This window comes from Streptomyces sp. ALB3 (assembly GCF_044385685.1).
GTDB lineage: Bacteria > Actinomycetota > Actinomycetes > Streptomycetales > Streptomycetaceae > Streptomyces.
Genome location: NZ_JBISCE010000026.1, coordinates 674,249 through 692,124, shown reverse-complemented (window position 1 = coordinate 692,124; position 17,876 = coordinate 674,249). Strand labels below are relative to the sequence as shown.

1 protein-coding gene (cut by a window edge) is annotated in these 17,876 nt (G+C 74.3%); it reads left to right on the top strand.

Going from position 1 to position 17,876, the window contains the following annotated elements:
- On the top strand, positions 1-17,876 hold the 3' end of the coding sequence (locus tag ACHFIV_RS15080; RefSeq protein WP_398968161.1) for a lonely Cys domain-containing protein. It extends 20,458 nt beyond the left edge of the window; 17,876 of the gene's 38,334 nt are visible here — the last part of the coding sequence; its start codon lies beyond the left edge, outside the window; the stop codon is at positions 17,874-17,876.

The following is a 17,876-nucleotide window of genomic DNA, read 5'->3' as shown; positions in this document are numbered from 1 at the left end:
GTCACGAGCCGCAGGACAACCCGCTGCGTGCCCCTCTGGCCTCGGCCGCGCGGCGCATCGGCGTCAATGAGTACGCCTGGGCGGAGGTCGGCGAGGGCTACCTGATCCAGTCCGTCAGCACCACGAACGACGGCGGCGCGCAACTGTTCACGCACAACCACGCCGAACCCGGCGACCGAGTCGGCCCGCACGCCCCCTACCACTTCGCTCAGGTGGTGCTGGCCAGCGAGGACGGCACCCACCAGATCACGCTGGAGAACGAGACCCATTCCGGGAGCGGGATCCCGTCCGAGCTCCTCGACGACGTCATCGACGAGAACCTCGACCGCTACAGCGAGGACGACTTGACGCGGCTGGCCCGCGACGCCGAGAAGCGGGTCGCCGAGGCGAGGCAAGGCGGTGCCGACCAGGCGGAGACCGGCCGCATGGAGGGCTTCGCGCGTGTGGCGAGGGCCCTGGCCGACCTCCGTCAGGCGGAGCGCATTCCCTGGTACTTCGACGAGGACCGGCCCGAGCACGCGTTGGCGCTGCGCGAGGTGGCCCAGACGCGCTCACGTGCCAGGGACCTGATCCGGGACGCCGCGCCGGTGATGGACAACAAGGACCTGTGGTCCTTCCGGGCGTACAGCAAGCGGCCCGGCGAGTCGGCGCACGAGGTCAACGCGGCCCTGCTGTCCGAGTCCTCGCCCGCGGTGGCCAACCCGCTGACGACGGTGGTGCTGCACGGCCACGCGCCGCGTTGGCACCAGCAGGTCATCCGCTTCGAGGAGGGGGAGCACGGCTTCCCCTCCGACGCGGACGGCGCGATCGACGGACTGGCCCTGTCGCTCGCCCGCGCGGGGCTCTGGAACCGGGCCCACGGCCTGCCGATGCCGGCGATCACCCTCACCGGGCACGGCAACCGCTCGCAGTCCAGCGGCCGGCAGCGGGCGGACGCCGTCGCCGGGAAGCTCGCGGCCAAGCTGGCCCAGGCCCTGGACACCTTCCAGGCCGGCCTGAACGGGCCGCGCGTCGGCGTACGGGACTTCGGCCTCACCAAGGCCGCCAAGCGGGTGCGCAGCGCCACCGACCCGGCCCAGGGGCGCACGGTGACGATCGAGATCGACGATCACCGCCTGGTCCCGCCGGGGACGTCGGAACCCGCCACGCCCGCAGGGGAACCGGCCCGCTCCGAGGGGCCCGCCCCCACGCGGCCCTCCGGACCCGCGCCCGCCGAGCCCCCGCCCCTCCCCGAGCGCGCCGTTTCCCGGCCGCCGGACCGCTCCGCACAGCCGGACCCGGAACGCAGGAACAGCGGGGCACCTCCGTGGGTCCTGGCCCGCATCCGGTACGCCGAGGAGTCCGAGGCCTTCGACAGGAAGCTGGGCGAGTACCTGGCCGAACACGAGGCGGTCACCGCCGAGTACCGGAAGATGGCGACCGCGGCGTGGACGAAGGCGCGCCAGCAGTATCCGCGCGCCCTGGCGACGTTCGGCGACACCAGCAAGTTCAAGGCGGGCGCCGTCGGCACCTCCCGCGCGGCTCTCCAGGGGGTGCTGAGGAACGGCAACCTGCGGGAGCTGGTGGCGTTCCTGTACGAGGGGATCTCCAACGATCTCGTGCCGGAGATGCTCGGCGGTCGCGAGGAGCAGCATCCGGAGATCGCCGAGGAGCGGCCGAGCCGACGTGAGCGGGAGGTCTACGCCGCGTACATGCGGCGCGCCATGGAGATCCAGGCGTCGGACATGCCCCCTGCCGAGAAGGCGGCGGCGGTCAGGGAACTTCCGCATCCCGTGGCGAATCCGGCACGTCCGGAGGACGCGCGTCCTCCGCTGAGCGAGGCGGAGCGACGGATCGCGGTCGACGAGGCCGGGTTGACCTGGGTGCCGGCGACGACGGTGTACGACCTCGCGATGAGTTCCGACTTCCAGGGGCGTTCCGAGGACTCCGGCGGCCTGGTCGCGACCGGCACCGCCGGGTCCACGTACCGCTTCATGCTGCACGCCGCCCGCATGCGGGACCAGTGGGGCCTCGACCTGGACCTCGGGCTGATCCGGGCCGGGATGCTGGCCATCTCGCTGACGGTGGGCCATCACACCGCCCACGAGGTGATGCGCGGCGCCCAGCTGGCACTGAACGACGTGCCCGGTCACGACCCGGCCCTCGACTACACGGACAACTGGGGCCGGTACTGGAACATCTACCCGCTCGACGAGGCTGAGCTGCGGGAGAACGTCGCGCGGGACGGGCTCTTCCCCGACGAGCACGCCCAGGCGCTGCTGGACGAGCTGGAGCCGGGGCGCGTCACGGGCACCGTGACGCGCGAGGGCGGGAGCAGCAGCCGCACCGTGCTCCCGCACCGCCCGATCCACACGCGGCCCGTCGCCACCGAACCGAACCGTCCGGCCCCGCAGATGCCGAACGCGTCCGGCACCCCCGCCACCGGTCAGGGCACCGCCGCCATGCCCCAGGACGTCTCGCCCGACGACGCGGAGCGGCACCGCGAAGCGGTCCTGGACGCGCTGCACGGCCTGGGCGCCCTCAACGCCGTCGACCGGGACCGGACCGCCGAGGCGCTGGAGCGGCTGGACCGGCTGCGGTCGGCGGACCCGCAGCTGCGCGGCGGTTTCCTGGACCTGGACGCCCTGGTCCGCCGGGTGCTGCTGCTCGACCCCTCCGACACGGTGAACGCGTCGGCGCGCGGCGCCCTCGTACGGCTGGTGACGGCCCCGTTCGCCGCCGGCGCCGGCACCCTTCCCGCCCTGTCCGCCGCCTACCTCGCGCAACGCGGCGCGTTCCACGCCGACTTCAGGATCAATGACGCCCAGGGCCGCCCGCGCGGCTGGAACTGGCTCGGCCAGCCCCTGCCGGCCGACTTCGATCCCGGCACCACCGGCCGGATCTCGCGCACCCCCGACGGTGCGACCGGCCACAGCGAACCCGAGACCGCGCCCTGGCTCCCCGCCCAGGGCGACCCCGACCCGTACCTCGTGATGGTCGGCGGCCGGTCCGACGCGGTCGTGGTCCGTGGGCTCGGAGGTTTCGCGCGCCCCGTGACGCCCGAGGTCTTCCACGAGCTGATGGCCCTCGACCGGAACCTGACGGGCCGGCCGGGGCCCCTGCTGCTCCACGTCGCCCGGCCCACCGCCGCGTCCCTGGACCTGCCGCGCGGGCTCGCCGACCGGCTCGGCCGCGAGGTGTGGGCCACCACCGGCCGGTCAGGGATCGGGCGCCTCCCGGGCGCCCCGGACCGCTCGGTGGTCCTGCTGCTGGACGAGGAGCGGCAGGCGCCCCGTGGCCAGTGGTTCTCCAACACGCCCGCCACGGCGCCCATCCCGGCCGTCGGCGCGGACGACGTTCAGGTCAGTGCCCTCTCCATCGCCCATCACGGCAACCGGTCCACGGGCTACATCTCGATGGACCTCGCCGATTCGGAAGACGGTGGCTGGCGGCGGACGATGACGCACAGCCGGCTGGGGACGGTCACGACCTACACCCACCAGCGCACCGCCTACGACCTCAAGGGCCCCACCGCCCCCGTGCCGTGGACCGCGCTCGGCCTGCCGGCACCGTACTTCCCCAACAACCACGGTCTGCCGGGCTCCGTCACCTGGCACACCCCCGAGGGGGAACGGACGGACGACGGACCCCAGTTCGCCCGCAGGCTCGCCCGCCGCCGCAGCCTGGTCTCGCTCGCCCCCGAACACCCCGTGGCGCTGCTCGTCTGCTACGCGGCGGCGCCCCCCGGCATCGGCGAGACGCCCGGGTTCCACATCGTCGGCGCGCCGCCGTTCGTGCCCGACCCGCTCTCGGCCCTCGCGGTCGGCCAGCACACGGCCAACGAGACGGGCCGCACGGTGTTCGCCACCACCCTGATGAACGCCGCGGTCCAGCCGAAGGACGGCACTCAGGACGCCTACATCGCCCTCCAGACCGACGCGCGCGGCCGCACCTACCCGTGGGTCATGTTCACGCCCGAACCGGCCGGGGACGCCCTTGACCGTAGGGCCCGCGACGCCGGACTGCACCACGGGCCCGGCCCCGCCCCCGAGGCGGCGCGGGAGCGGACCCTGCGGCTGGTCCGGGCGCTGCGCCAGATCTTCGGCACCACGGTGGACGACAGCCCGGAGTACCCGGTACTCCTGCGCGGCATCGGCGCGCTGGACCGGATGCACCAGGCCGATCCGGGCCTGAACCGCGACGGTGCGCGCGAGTTCACCCTTGACCTGTACGGACAGATCGTGACCCGGTACCTCGCGGGCGGGCTCCCGCAGGGACAGGCCCCGCAGTTCACGCCGGACGGCCACCGGAGCCTGCTGGCGGAGGCGGCGCGGCGCTGGGACGCCGGGTCGCGCGGCCCCCTGACCGACTGGATCGCGCTGCCGCACCTGGTCCACATGCTGGCGGACCTCGCCGCCGCACCGCACCGCGAGGACGTCGCCCGCCGCGTCCTGGGGCTCGACGTCTCGGCGCCGGTGGGCGAGTCCGAGTGGTCACGGCTGCTGTGGGCGTCGTTCAAGGTCGCGCTGGTGACAGGTCGGACCGATCAGGGCGCGTTCGCCGCCGCGGTACTGCACCTGCCCGCCCCCGACCCGGCGCGGTTCGGCGAAGCGGTCCTCGTGGCACGGCAGGCTGCGGCCGCAGGCCGCGACCCGTGGCAGCTGAGCGAGCTGGCCGCCTACCACCTGGAGCAGCAGGGCGCGCTGGAGTCCGACCGGCTTCTGGCAGACGACGACGGCGACGCCTGGGGCAGGGCGCTGGACGGCACGTCCCGGCCACAGGGCACGTTCGACCACACTGTCGTGACCCTGCTCGGGTACGCGCCGGACGGCTCGCTCGTGCCCGTCGGCACCGAGCCCGCGCCCTGGACGGCCGACCCGCACCGCCCGAGGCCCTTCGTGTACGTCGCCGACGGGGACGCCGGCGGTCTGCGGATGCAGGGACCGGTAACGCCCGCCGAGTTCGGCGAACTGGTCTTCAGGGACCCGGATCTGCTGAACGAGAACGGATACGCCGAGGTCATCGCCGTGGTGCCGCACGGCAGGCCTCCCGGCGGCAGGCCTGTCGAGGGCAGCCTCCCGGGTGAGGGCGCCCGGAACTCGGCCCGGAACTGGTGGGCCACCGACGGCGCCACCACGCTCCACCACGACCCGGCGACCGGTACGTACACCGTCGCGGTACTGCCTGGCCCGGACGGACAGCCGGCCACGGCGGGCGGCTGGGGGAGGACCATGGCCAACCAGGGCGACAGCTCCGGCACCACGGCCACGGCGTCCAACGCGCGATCCTCCCGTACGGCCGTTGCGGCCGACCCCACCACGGACCTCGACGCCGCCTGGGACGCGCACGCGCAGGCGCTGACCGCGCTCGGCGAGGCAGCCGCCGAAGCCACGACGACGGAGCGGGTCAGCGGTGACGAGACGGCGGTGGCGGACGCCTGGGCCGGGGTCGACGAGGCCCGCCGCCGGCTGGAGGACGCCGAGGCCCGGCTGTGGAGCCTGGGCGTGGCTCCGGAGGCTCTGGGCGCGGCGCGCGAAGGGGCCGACGCCGCCGCCACGGGCCCGGCCGTCCCGAGGGACGCCGGAGAACGGCGTTGGATCTCGGAGCAGGTGACCGAGGCCGACCTGCCGCCCCTCCCGGCGCGGCCCGCCGCGGAGGAGACCGTCGGCCTGCAGGAGATGGGCGCCGCGGGCGTCACACCCTCCGTCGGCCAGCGGACCGAGATGATGCTGCGCGGCGACGACCGGCTGCCCGCGGGCGCGCTGTCGCCGCTGGACCTGGCCCGGGTGCGGATGGCGAGGCCCGGCCCCTGGACGGACACCCTGGACGCGGTGGCCGCGAGCGCGTCGCGGCGGCTGTGGGCGCAGGCGTACGCCCGCTTCGCGGACTCGGCACCCGAGGGGACGGACGGGAGCGTCATCACCCGTGCCTGGGACGCCGCGGTATCCCTGGTGCTGCCGGCGGAGCCGCACGAGGTCCTCGCCGACTCCCGGTATGCCGGTGACGGTTTCCGCGACGCGGTACGCCGGGTCGCAGGTCACCTGCTGGAAGAAGGGGCCGGCCCAGGGGCCGCACCGGCCTCCGCCACGGAACTGGCCGACACCCTCCGTTCCGGCCTGGGCCTGCGGCAGCGATGGACCGCGGCCGCCGCCGAACCGGGCCCGGCCACCGCGCCCGCCACGGATCCGGTGCCGGCGGCGCAGTCGGGGACCGACGCCGCCATGACCGACTTCGACCTGTCGATGGTGGACGACATCGATCTGGGCCCGATCGACCTCGGTGACTTCGACATCTCGGCCTGGAACGACCTTGACACCGGAGACTTCGACTTCGACTTCGACTTCGGTCCGACCGGAACAGGCCTTGCCGACCCGGGCCTGACGGGTCCGGACACCGACGTCGACATGACCGGTCTGGAGCCCACCGGCCCGGACATGACGACGCTGGACACGGTTCCCGGCCGGCCGGTGTTCGCCGCGCCGGTGACCGCCGCGACCGCTCGGCCGCTCGCTCCCCTGCCCCGGCTGAGTCTCGTGACGTACACCCAAGGGGAGACACGCCCCTCGGCCGGCGCGGAGGAGAGCGTCGAACGGCTGGCGTTCCAGGTGGCGGCTGCCGGTCTGCGCAATCTGCGTACGCGGGTAGCGCTCCCGAAGATCGATATCGCCGGGTACGGTGCCGACGCCCGCCAGGCCGGCACCGCGCAGCAGCGGGAACAGGCCGCCCGGCAGAGGGGTGACCGGCGCGCGCGGACCGCGCGTGACCTGTTCGTCCGGAAGCTCGACGACGCGCTGAGCACCCTCCAGACGAACCTGCCGGAAGGGCGGACACGACTGTCCGCGAGGGACTTCAAGATCACGTCGCGCGGCCGTGCGCGTCTGCCCGGCCGGAACGGCACCGCTGCGATGTCCGACGCGGTGAGCCGCCCGGACCTCGGCCGGCAGGCCACCATCGCCCTCACCTCGCCGGGGCACGCGGCGGCGGTCGAGACCTTGGACGCGCTGCGCCGCGACGACAGCGCGCTGCGCGCCGGGGAGTTCGACATGGACGCCGTCACCCGGCGCGTCCGCCGCCTCGGCCCGTCCGTGCTCGTCGACCCGGAGATGCACCGGGCCCTGTACACGACGGTCGAGCGGGCGATCGCGGCCGGGCGGGCGGGCAGCCTGGCCTCCCTCACGGCGTTCGCCCTGGAGGAGGAGGGCGTACTCGCCCCGGACCGCGCCCGGTACGTCACCATCGGAGGCAGCCGGGTGGCGGGCCTGAACTGGGCCGGGGCCGGCGTCGCCGAAATGGAAGGCCTCTTCGTCGATGACCTCAAGGAGGACCAGGCGGGCGGACTCGCTCCGAGCGGACTGACGGGTTTCGCCCCCTGGGCGTGGGACATGACCCCGTACACCGTCCTCGCGGAGGGCAGCCACGACACGGTGACGGCGCTGCTGCCCGACGGAACGACGCGGGATCTCGATGTCGACGAGTTCACCGAACTGGTCGCCGCCGACCCGGCGTTGCAGGGCATGCCGGCCGTGGCCCCGATCGTGCTGGCCGTCCCGTTCGCGGGCGACCGGTATCTGGAACTGCCGCGCAAGCTCGCGGAGCGCACCGGCCGCACGGTGTGGGCGCACAGCGGCCTGGCTCGCCGCAACCCCGATCCGGCGGCGGTGAACACCGTCGCCGTGATCCAGCGGGACGGGATGCCCCACGGTTCGTGGGTCCCGGTCCGGCCCGGCCTGGTGCCCGACGCGGACGACAGCGCCCCGGCCTGGCATCGCGACGTGCTGTCCCAGCCCATCGTGAGCGCGCGCACCGGGCAGCAGATCGGCCGCAGTCTGCACCACCCCGGCGAGCTCACCGAGTCGTCGCGCGAGGACAACTTCAACCGTCTCGACCAGATGACGCTGTACGTCCACTTCAACCGCGCCACCGGTACGTACTCCGCCAAGCTCCCGCTGGCCGACCCCGGACCGAAGGACAAGGCGTACCACCTGGCGGGCCACGGGCTGCCCGGCAGCCTGATGCTGCCCCTGGCCGACGGCGGGTCGAGGACGGCCGGCCGGCACGAGGCGGGGGAGTGGCTGCGGCGCCGCAAGAGCCTGTCGAGCCTGCCCGCCGACCACTGGATCGACATGGTGGTCTGCTACTCCTCGGCCCCGCAGGACAGCGCCGTGCAGGACCTCTCGCAGGTCGGTGATTCCTTCCCCGTGCCGTTCGCCGCCGATCCGCTCTCGGACGACGCCCTGTCCCTGGGACAGCACCTGGCGAACGTCACCAGGCGCACCGTCCGGCTGTCCCACGCCCTGCAGGGGGTCTTCACCTACCAGGACGACCCCGTGCGGGTGCTGTTCACCGACGCGAGCGGGCAGCAGTGGTGGTGGGACACCAGCCGTCCGGAGCCCGACGAGGCCGAGCTGGACCGGCTGGCGGCGACGGCCGGGTTCAGGGGTGAACCCTCGCCGGGGAGCCGGGCCCAACTACTGCGTCTGGTACGGGCCCTGAAGCTGCTCCTGGGCCACGACGTGGAGGACGACGCCGACTTCGCGACCCTCATCCGCGGAGCCGATGCGCTCGCCCGCATGTGGCACTCCGATCCGTATCTGGCCGGGACCGGCCCGTTCTCGCCGGACCTGCTGCGTCGGGTGATCGCCGCCCACGCGGAGGCCGCTTCCGGAGTGGACCGTCAGGCCACCCGCCGCGTACTGGCCGCGGCAGCACAGGCCTGGCAGGACGGACCCTCCCTGCCGGTCAGCGGGTTCGTCGCCCTGCCGGTGCTGCACTCCGCCGCACGGTGGCTGCAGGACACCGTGGCGGTGGACGAGGCGGCCGTCGCCGCCTTGGGCCTCTCCGGGCCCGACGACGTGGGCGACGCCGAGCGGGCGCGGATGTTCTGGGCGCGCGTCAAGGCCGAGGAGACCCTGGCCGGCCCCGACGCCGACGCCCTCACCGCGAGGATCCGGCACCTCGACCCCGGCACCGAGGTGAACGGCACACTGCGCGAGGAGGCGCTGACGGTGCTGACCCGCGGGTTCGCCGCGGGCCGGAACATGACCGATCCGGACGTGGCCGCCGCGTACGACCTGGAGGTGCGCGGCGCCTTCGGCCGGTCCTCGGTGGCCACGACCATGGGGTCCGCCACGGGCGGCGGCCGGGACTGGGCGGACCTGTCGGCACCCCGGCCCGCACTGGCCGAATTCCGGACACCGGGCGGACTCACCGACGCCCCGTGGGCCGGGCAGGACGTGTACGGCAAGGACAAGCCCGTCCCGCACCTGGTCCTGGCGGACGTGGGCTTCCAGGACGACGGCCGCGTCCAGGTGAGCTTCGACGGTGCCACCTACGAGGTGACTGCCGCGGAGTTCGCCGAACTGCTCGCCGCAGACGCGGAGTTGAATCGAAAGGAGCTGACCGTCCCCGTCCTCCTCATGCTGACCGGACTCGGCGGCCCGGCCCCCGGCGTCGCGGAGGTGATCGCCCAGCGGCTGGGCCGCGGAGTGTGGTGGAGCCCGTTCCCGGCGGATCTGTCCGGCAGGGACGACGCAGGCGTCGCGGTGCCCACGCTCGTCGACTCGCTGCTGACCCTGACCAGCCCGACGGTCGCCGACTGGCGGGAGGCCCGGCCCGTCGACCGGGCCGGGACCCAGGAGGGCCCGCGTGCCGTCGAGCGGCCGCTGCCCGCGGCGCCCTCGTCCGGGGAGAGCTCCACGGCAGCAGCGACCTCCACCGTGAAGGCCCGCTCCTCGGCCGGAGACCCCATGCAGGGCGTGGAGATGACCTCGGTGCCGACGCTCACCACACCGGTGTACACGGCCCCGGCCGCTCCGCAGGCGGCCCGGCCGCTGCCCGTCCTGCCGACGCGCGCCCTGGTGGCGTACGGGCCCGGGGAGACGGCCCCCTCGGCGCAGGGTGCGGACACCCTGCGCCGGCTGGCGTCCCAGGTGGCCGCCGCCGGGCTGCGCAACCGGCGGGCCGGCGCGGCGCTGCCGCGCATCACCGTCACCGGTTACGGCGCCGACGCGCGCCGGACGGACAACTCCTCGCACGTCAGCGAGCAGGCCTCGGCGGCCAGGCGGCGCGCGCAGGCCGCCCGCACCCTGTTCGAGCGGCTGCTGGCCCGTGCGCTCGACGACCTCCAGAAGGACGGTCCCGCCGGCGAACCACGTCTGACCGCCGGGGACTTCTCGATCGGGGCGAAGAGCCTGACACGGGTCCCCGGTGACTGGGTGGGCACGGGGGCGCTCGACGGTGTGACCCGGGCCGCACTCGGCCGGCAGGCCACGATCGGCATCTCCCAGTCGCCGGACGCGGCAGCCGTGCAGACGCTGGACACCCTGCGCCGCCGGGAGCCCTCGCTGCGCGACCGTCCGCTGGACGTGGACGCGCTCGCCCGCCGCGTACTGCACCTGGACTCCGACGCGAGCGCCGGACCGGACCTTCGCGCGGAACTGTTCGCGCTGGTGGAACGGGCCACGGCGGCGGGCGCGGCGACGAGCCTCGCCGCACTGGGGGCCTTCCACCTCACCGAGCTGGGCGTGCTGGCGCCGGGCCGCGCCCGCCACTTCACCGTCCAGGGACGCCGCGTACCGGGCCTCAACTGGGACGACGACGCCGTCGCCGAGCTGGACACCGCCCGGGGCGACGTACTGGAGGACGCGGCGTCCGGCACGTACGACGTCCTCGGCACTGCCCCGGCACCCTGGCCGCAGGGCACGACCCCGTACGTCGTGGCCGCCGACGGTGGGCACGACCAGGTGGACGCACGGCTGCCGGACGACTCGACGGTCGAACTGGGCGTCGACGAGTTCGTGGAACTCGTCGCGGCCGACGTGGCAAGGGAAGGACTCACGCGGGGCACCCCGATCGTGCTGGCGATCCCCTTCGCCGGGGACGGCTACCTCGACCTGCCGCGCAAGCTTGCCGACCGCACCGGCCTGACGGTCTGGGCACACAGCGGCGAGGCGATGCTCAGCTCGGCCCCCGGCGCGGCGAGCACCATCGACACCGTCCGCCGTTCCGGCGTCCCCCAGGGCGACTGGATCGCGAGCGAGCCCGGCCTGGCGCCCGACCCCGACGACGAGGCACCGGACTGGCACCGCGACGTGGTGACCCGGCCCATCGTCAGCTCGCTGAGCGGGAAGCAGATCGGCCGTGCCTCGCACCACCCCGCCGAGTACGCGAAGCACTTCGAGGACGAGGGCCGCCGGCTCGACCGGATGACGACGTTCGTGCACCACTACCCGGCCACGGACGGCATGTCCCAGGAGTACGACCTGCCGCGTCCGGGCCCGGAGGACACCGCCTACCGCCTGGACATGCACGGCGAACCCGGCGCCCTCCAACTGGCGCTGCGGGACGGCACCGTCAGGCGGGTCGACGAGCGGGAGGCCGGGCCGTGGCTCAAGCGCCGCAAGAGCCTGGCGAGCCTGCCCGAGAACCACTGGGTCGACCTCGTGGTCTGCTGGAGCGGAGCGCCCAAGGACAGCGCCGTGCCAGCCCCGAACACCGCGGGCGACGCCTTCCCCGGCCCGTTCGTTCCCGACCCGCTGCGCGACGTGTCCATGGGACAGCACGTGGCGAACTCCACGGGACGCACCGTTCGCCTGGCCTACAGCTCGCAGGGGACGAAGTCGGACAACGGCCGTTACACGCGCACGCTGTTCGCCGACGCGCAGGGGCGCCACAGGGCCTGGGACCTGTTCCGGCCGGAGCCCGCGGGCCCCGGACTGGACCGCCTGGCCGAGGCCGCCGGATTCGGCCCGGCCGACGGACCCGTCACGGAGGAGACGCGCGAGAGGACGCTGCGCCTGGTGCGGGCACTGCGGCTCACCTTCGGGCACGACGTGGACGACGCGCCCGACTACGACGGCCTGCTGCGCGGCGCGGCGGCGGTCGACCACATGTGGCGTGCGGACTCCGACTTCGACACCGCCGGCCCGTTCACGCTGGACCTCCTGCGCCGGGTGGTCGAGGCGCACCCCGACGCCGCGTCCGGTGTGGACCAGGACGTCACCCGACGTGTACTGGCCGCCGCGGCCGAGCAGTGGAGGATGTGGCCCGGCGACCAGCTGGTGGGCTTCGTGGACCTCCCCGCCGTGGAGGCGGCCGCCCGGTGGATGCGGGACGCCGACCCCGAGGAGGAGGCGGCCACCGCCCTGGACATCGACGAGGACGCGGTCGGGGAGCCCGAGCGGTCGCGCATCTTCTGGGCCCGGGTCAAGGCCGAGGAGACGCTGGACACCCCGGGCCCGGACCGGGACGCGTTCGTCGCGCAGGTCCTCCATCTGACGCCCGGCGCACGGCCGGGCCCCGACGAACTCGGGGAAGCACTCGACCTGCTCACGCGCGCCTTCGCGGTGGGCCGCCAGGCGTCCGACCCCGACGTGGCGGCGGTGCACGACCTGGACGAGGCCAGGGTGTACGCCACGTCCGGTCTGCGCACGGTGCAGGGCGCCGCCCGCGGGCTCGGCCGCGACTTCACCGGCGGACAGCCGCAGTCGTACGTGGACCTGGCACAGTTCCGCACCTTCGCCGTATTGGCGGACGCGCCGTGGACGCAGGGCGGGCGCACGCGGGTCCCGTTCCTGGTACGGGTCGCCCCCGACGCGTCCGACCCGGAGCTCCTCCGGCTGACCTACGACGGCGAGTCGGCCGCCGTGCCCACCCGCGAGTTCGTGGAGCTGCTCGCGCACGACCCCATGCTCACACGCAGGGAACTGACCACCCCCCTCGTCCTGGCGTTCACCGGACCGCCCGCCGACGCGGGCGACGTGGCCGAGCGGCTCGCCCAGCGGCTGGGCCGCACCGTGTGGTGGACCGACTTCCCGGCGGACCTGTCCGGCACCGGGGACTCCGGGCAGCCGGTGCTGACCATGCACCACTCGGCCGTCATGGGGGGTGTGCCGGGGGGCGGCGTCTGGCACCAGGCGCGCCCGGTCCAGCACGCCGCGCCCAAGGACGCGCCCCGCCCGCTCCCCGCGCCGGTGCCCCGGTCCACCGGACGGGGCGCCACGCACCCGGACCCGGCCGCGGACAACGGGCCCCGGAGCTCCCTGACGCCACTCACGTCGCCGTCCGACCCCGACTGGGCCTTCGCCCCGGGGACCGACACGGCGTCTGCCCCGGCCTCACCCGTCTCCTCCTCGGACACGTCCGGGTCGTCGTCCACGGACTCGCTTCCGCCCGTGGGAGCCGTCGATGCGGCCTTGGACCCGCTGTTGTCCGGCGACACGCTGATGAGCGACACCCAGGGCGCTCCGCGCGGGCGCGACTGGACCGGATCCGGCATCAGCAGCGTCGACGCCACGCGGATCCAGCTTCACGAACAGCGGGGCGGTGAGCTGCGGAGGGTCTCCGAGGAGGCCGCCCCTTGGAGGGAAGGCGCCTACGTGGTGGCGGCCGAGGGCGGCTACGGCGAGGCGCTGTTCGCCGACGGCAGGGACCTGGGCCCGCAGGCGGTGGCCGACCTGCTGGCAGCCGATCCCGTACTCGCGTCGCTGCCGCTCGACGTCCCGGTCGTGCTGGCGAGCCCGTACGCGGGCGCCCAGTACGGCCAGCTGGCACGGGCCGTAGCGGAGCGGCTGGGCCGCAGGGTCTGGGCGCCCAGCGGCGACGGACGCCTCATGGAGCCCGAGACCGAGCCCCACACGGCCGCCGGGCCGACCGCCCACGTGCTGTCGCTCGTCGACTCCGACCCCGGCGACGCGTACGGCGACTGGGTGCCCTTCGATCCGCCGTCGGCCGCGAACGGGCAGTCCGTGGACCGCGAATGGGTCACCGTGGACGGAACCCGGTTCCGGGACAGCGACGTGGACACCCGCCCGCTGGTGGGGGCGGACCACCGCTTCGAGGGCCGGGAGTCGATGCCCGACGACGGCCGCAGGCGGCTGCGCGAGCGGCGGCTGAGGCTGTACCGGGGCATGCGGGAACGCGCGCACGTCCTCCGCCTCGGCGACACCTTCCACACGGTCGCCACCGAGGAGACCGCCCCGGACCCCGAGGCGTCGGTCTACACCTTCCACGCCCACGGCGTACCCGGCGGGCTGAAGCTGGCCGGCAAGGACGGCCGGGTGCTGCTGCTCGGAGCCGAGGACGGCGGACGCTACATCGGCGGGCTGCCCGAGGTGGTCGAGCGGGCGGCCGGGGACGAACTGCACGTCGCCAGCTGCTACGGCGCCGTGGCGGGTGACCCGCTGCGCCCGCAGTCCCTCATCAGGCCCGCGCCGCTCGTCGAGGACCCCTTGGAGGAGGTCGCGCTCGCGCAGCACGCCGCCAACAGCAGCGGGCGCACCACCACCGCCGCCACCGGAAGGACCGGCTACAACGACACCACGCGGCTGCTCGCGGCGACGCCCGACGGCACCCTGGCACGCATGGAGACGTTCCTGCCCGAACCGGTGCACTCGACGGCGGAGTTGAGCGAGGCCGCCGGCCTGCGCCCCCTCCCGCATCCCACGGGCCTTCCCGCCTGGGACGACGAGGGGCCGCGCGCCCTGAGGCTGGTACGGGCGCTGAAGCAGGTCTTCGGCAACGAGGTGGAGGCCGACAGGGGTGTGCCTGGCGGCCGTTACGAGCGGCTGCTGCGCGGGATCGGCGCACTGGAGACGCTGCGGGCGAACGACCCGGCGCTGAGCGCGCTCACCCCGCTGCGCATGGAGCTGTGGCAGCTCCTCGCGTCGCCTCCCGACGGGGACGACCCGGGGCCGGCCGACTTCGAGGCCGTGCTCGACAGCGCCCTGGCCGCACCCCGGGACGTGGCGCTCACCGACGCCTGGGACGCGCCCGCGCTGCGGTCCGCGTTGGACAGGATCGCCTCAGGTGGCGACGCCGCAGTGCGGGCGGTGCTGCGGATGCCCGCCGGTCCACTCACGCCGCGTGAGTACGCCCGCGCACTGTGGGCGATGACCGGCGCCTCACAGCTGCTGGACGCCAGGACACCCGCGCGACGGGAGGAACTGGGGCGTGCGGCGCTCCACCTGCCCGCCGAGGCCGGGTGGGACGCGTCCACGGAGGCCCGGCTGAGGGAGCTGACCGAACAGGCCTTCGCCACCGGGCGGAACTCCGGCCACCCGGGTGAACTCGCCGTCTTCCATCTGGAGACGCTGGGGGCGTTCGCCGACGAGGGCCGCGTCCGCACGCCCGGCGGCCTCCTCCAGGGCCGCAACTGGGGGCCCACGCCGACCCCCGGCGGGCTGGAGCCCTCCCGCCTGTACGCCGACAGGACCGGCGCCGCGGGGAACACCGGCTCGCTGGAGTTCGCCCCATGGACCCAGCAGGGCGCCGCCGCTCCGTACTTCGTGTACGCGGACACGACCGACGCCGGTGCGGTGGTCCTGCGGCTGCCGGGCGGCACCGTGCAGGTCACCTCACAGGAGTTTTTCGCCCTGCTGGAATCCGACCCGGAGCTGCCGCTGATCGACCATCACCGCCCCCTTGCCCTGCTGGTGCCCGGTATCGGAACGGGGGAGCTGCGCGCACAGCAGGGCTTCTCCCTCACGAACGACCGGACCGTATGGAGCTACGACGGCGCGCTCACGGTGTCCGAGGGAGGCACGACCCGACCGGGCGTCGTGACGGTTCTCGCTGCGGACGCGGAGCGGCCCGGCGTCTGGCACCGGACCGTCCCACGGATGCCGTCCGCCGATCCGTCCGTCGCTCCGGGGACGGGGAACACCGCGGGGACCGCTGAGTGGAGCGCCGGCACCGCGCCCGCCGCCGGCACGGCCTCGGCGGGGCAGCAGGCCCTGCCCTATTCGGCGGACGGGCAGTTCGACGGGCGGTACGAGGAGACGCTGGAGGCGTTCCCCGTGGCCGTCACCACCGACCGGCACACCGTGTGGGGTTACGGCCAGGACGATCCGGACCTCCACGTGTTCGTGGCCGAGATTCCGTCGCTCGGACTGCGCGGCGAGTACAACCCGGACGGCCCGTCCGCCGGTGGTGTCACGGACATGGCCGGGCGGGTGTACTCCAAGGGTCCGGCCTGGGACTGGTACCTGCCCGGTCGTGGACTCGTCGCCTCTTCCCGTCTGTTGACGGACGGGGGTGCCGAGCCCGTACCTGTCGGCTGGCCCGCCACCGGACCGGTGAGCCCGACCCCACCCGTCGACCCGGCCGTCGTCGCGGCCGACCCGGCCGCGCTGGCAGGCAGCACGCTCCCCGACGCGCTGTGGCGTGACCACGAGGGCCCGCTGTTCCGCTTCAGTCCTGACGGTCCCGAGCAGGTCTTCCGCGAGGGGCTCAAGCCGTACGGGCCCGAGATGGTGCACCTCGTCGACCACGTCTACGGCGGCAGCGCCCTGGTTCCGGACACCGTCTTCGCGAGCGCGACCGCGAACCGTGACTACGTGCGCGACAGCGCCCGCGCGAACCCGATGGGTGCGGACGCGCTGCACCGCCGTTACCGCTGGCGCTACGACATGCAGGTACCTGGCGGCATCGACGTGAACGCCACTCTGGGGCTGGCCTCGCCCTTCCCCGACCAGGAGGAGGTGCTCTTCCCCGGGGGCATCCACCGCCGGTACATCCGTGGCGCGCAACCGATGGCGTACGGCATGCCGGTCGGACCGTACGTCCCCAACCCGTACTTCGCGCCGCACACCGGAAGCGCCGGGGCGCCCGTCGTGGACGCGGACTTCGCCGGCCCGGTGCTCGAGTCGTTCCCGGCCCCGTCCCTGGATCCGGACCCGGACGACGATCCGCGGCCGTTGTTGTCGAGGGACGACGACTCCGACTCGGACGACGATCCGTTGCCGCGAAGGCGGGAACCGTCCACGGACCGTGAGGGCACCCCGGTGCCCGGGAACTCCCGAGGAGGCACCGAGCGGGATGACTCCTCGGAGCCCGACGAGCAGGCCGGGCAACTCGACGCGCCCCCCTGGGCCCTGGCCCGCGTCCGCTACGCGCAGGAAGCCCTGTACTTCGAGCAGCGGCTCGCCGCGTACCTGGGAGACAGCCAGCAGGTCAACGACGAGTTCGGCAAGGTCGTGCGGGCGTTCTGGGCGATCGCCCTGCACAACCGCACGGACTACCGGCAGTTCGGCAGCAGAAGCGGCGAGGACGCCGGAGCCGTCGGGACCTCGTACGAGAAACTCGCGAGAGTCGTGGAGTCCGGCAACCTGCGTGAACGGGTGACGTTCCTGTTCAACGGCGTGGCGAGGGACCTCGTCCCGTACCTGATGGGAGGTGTCGAGCCGCAGCATCCGGTGATCGGGCTGGAGCGCCGTGACCGGCACCGGAGCGAGCAGCTCAAGCGTTACGAGCGCGAGCGTGCCGAACTCCTCGCGGCGGGCCTGGACCCCGAGGACGAGGAACAGGAGATGGACGAGCTGGACGCGCTTCTGCGGACACCGCTGCGGCCCCACGAGGTCTGGCCCGCACTGAGCCCGGCCGAGCGGCGCCTGGCGGTCCGGGAAGGGACCCTGCTCTGGTCGCCCGCCGGACTGACGCACACGCTGCCGATGGCCGCGGACTACCAGGCGCGTTCCGAGGACTCCGGTGGCCTGGTGCTGACCGGCACTTCGGGCAGCGCCTACCGGATCATCACGCACGTGGCCCGGCTCACCCGGCTCGCGGGCGTGCCCGTGGATCTCGGTCTCATCAGGTCCGGACTGGTGAGCATCCTGGTGGGTGTGGGCCACCACAGCTTCCACGAGGTGATGACCGGAGCCCAGCACGCCCTGGACGAGTTCGACCGCTCGGCGGCCTCGGTCTACGTGAACAACTGGGGCCGGTACTGGGACGTCCACCCGCTCTCCGAGGAGGAACTGCGGGCCTGCGTCGCCCGCGAAGGGCTGTTCCCGGACGAGCACGCCCGGGCGCTGCTGGCCGAGTTGGAGGCCGGGCGGGCGGAGGAGACCGGGAAGGCCGACGGAGCGGGGGCGGGGAGCGACGACCGTGCGCACGGGTGA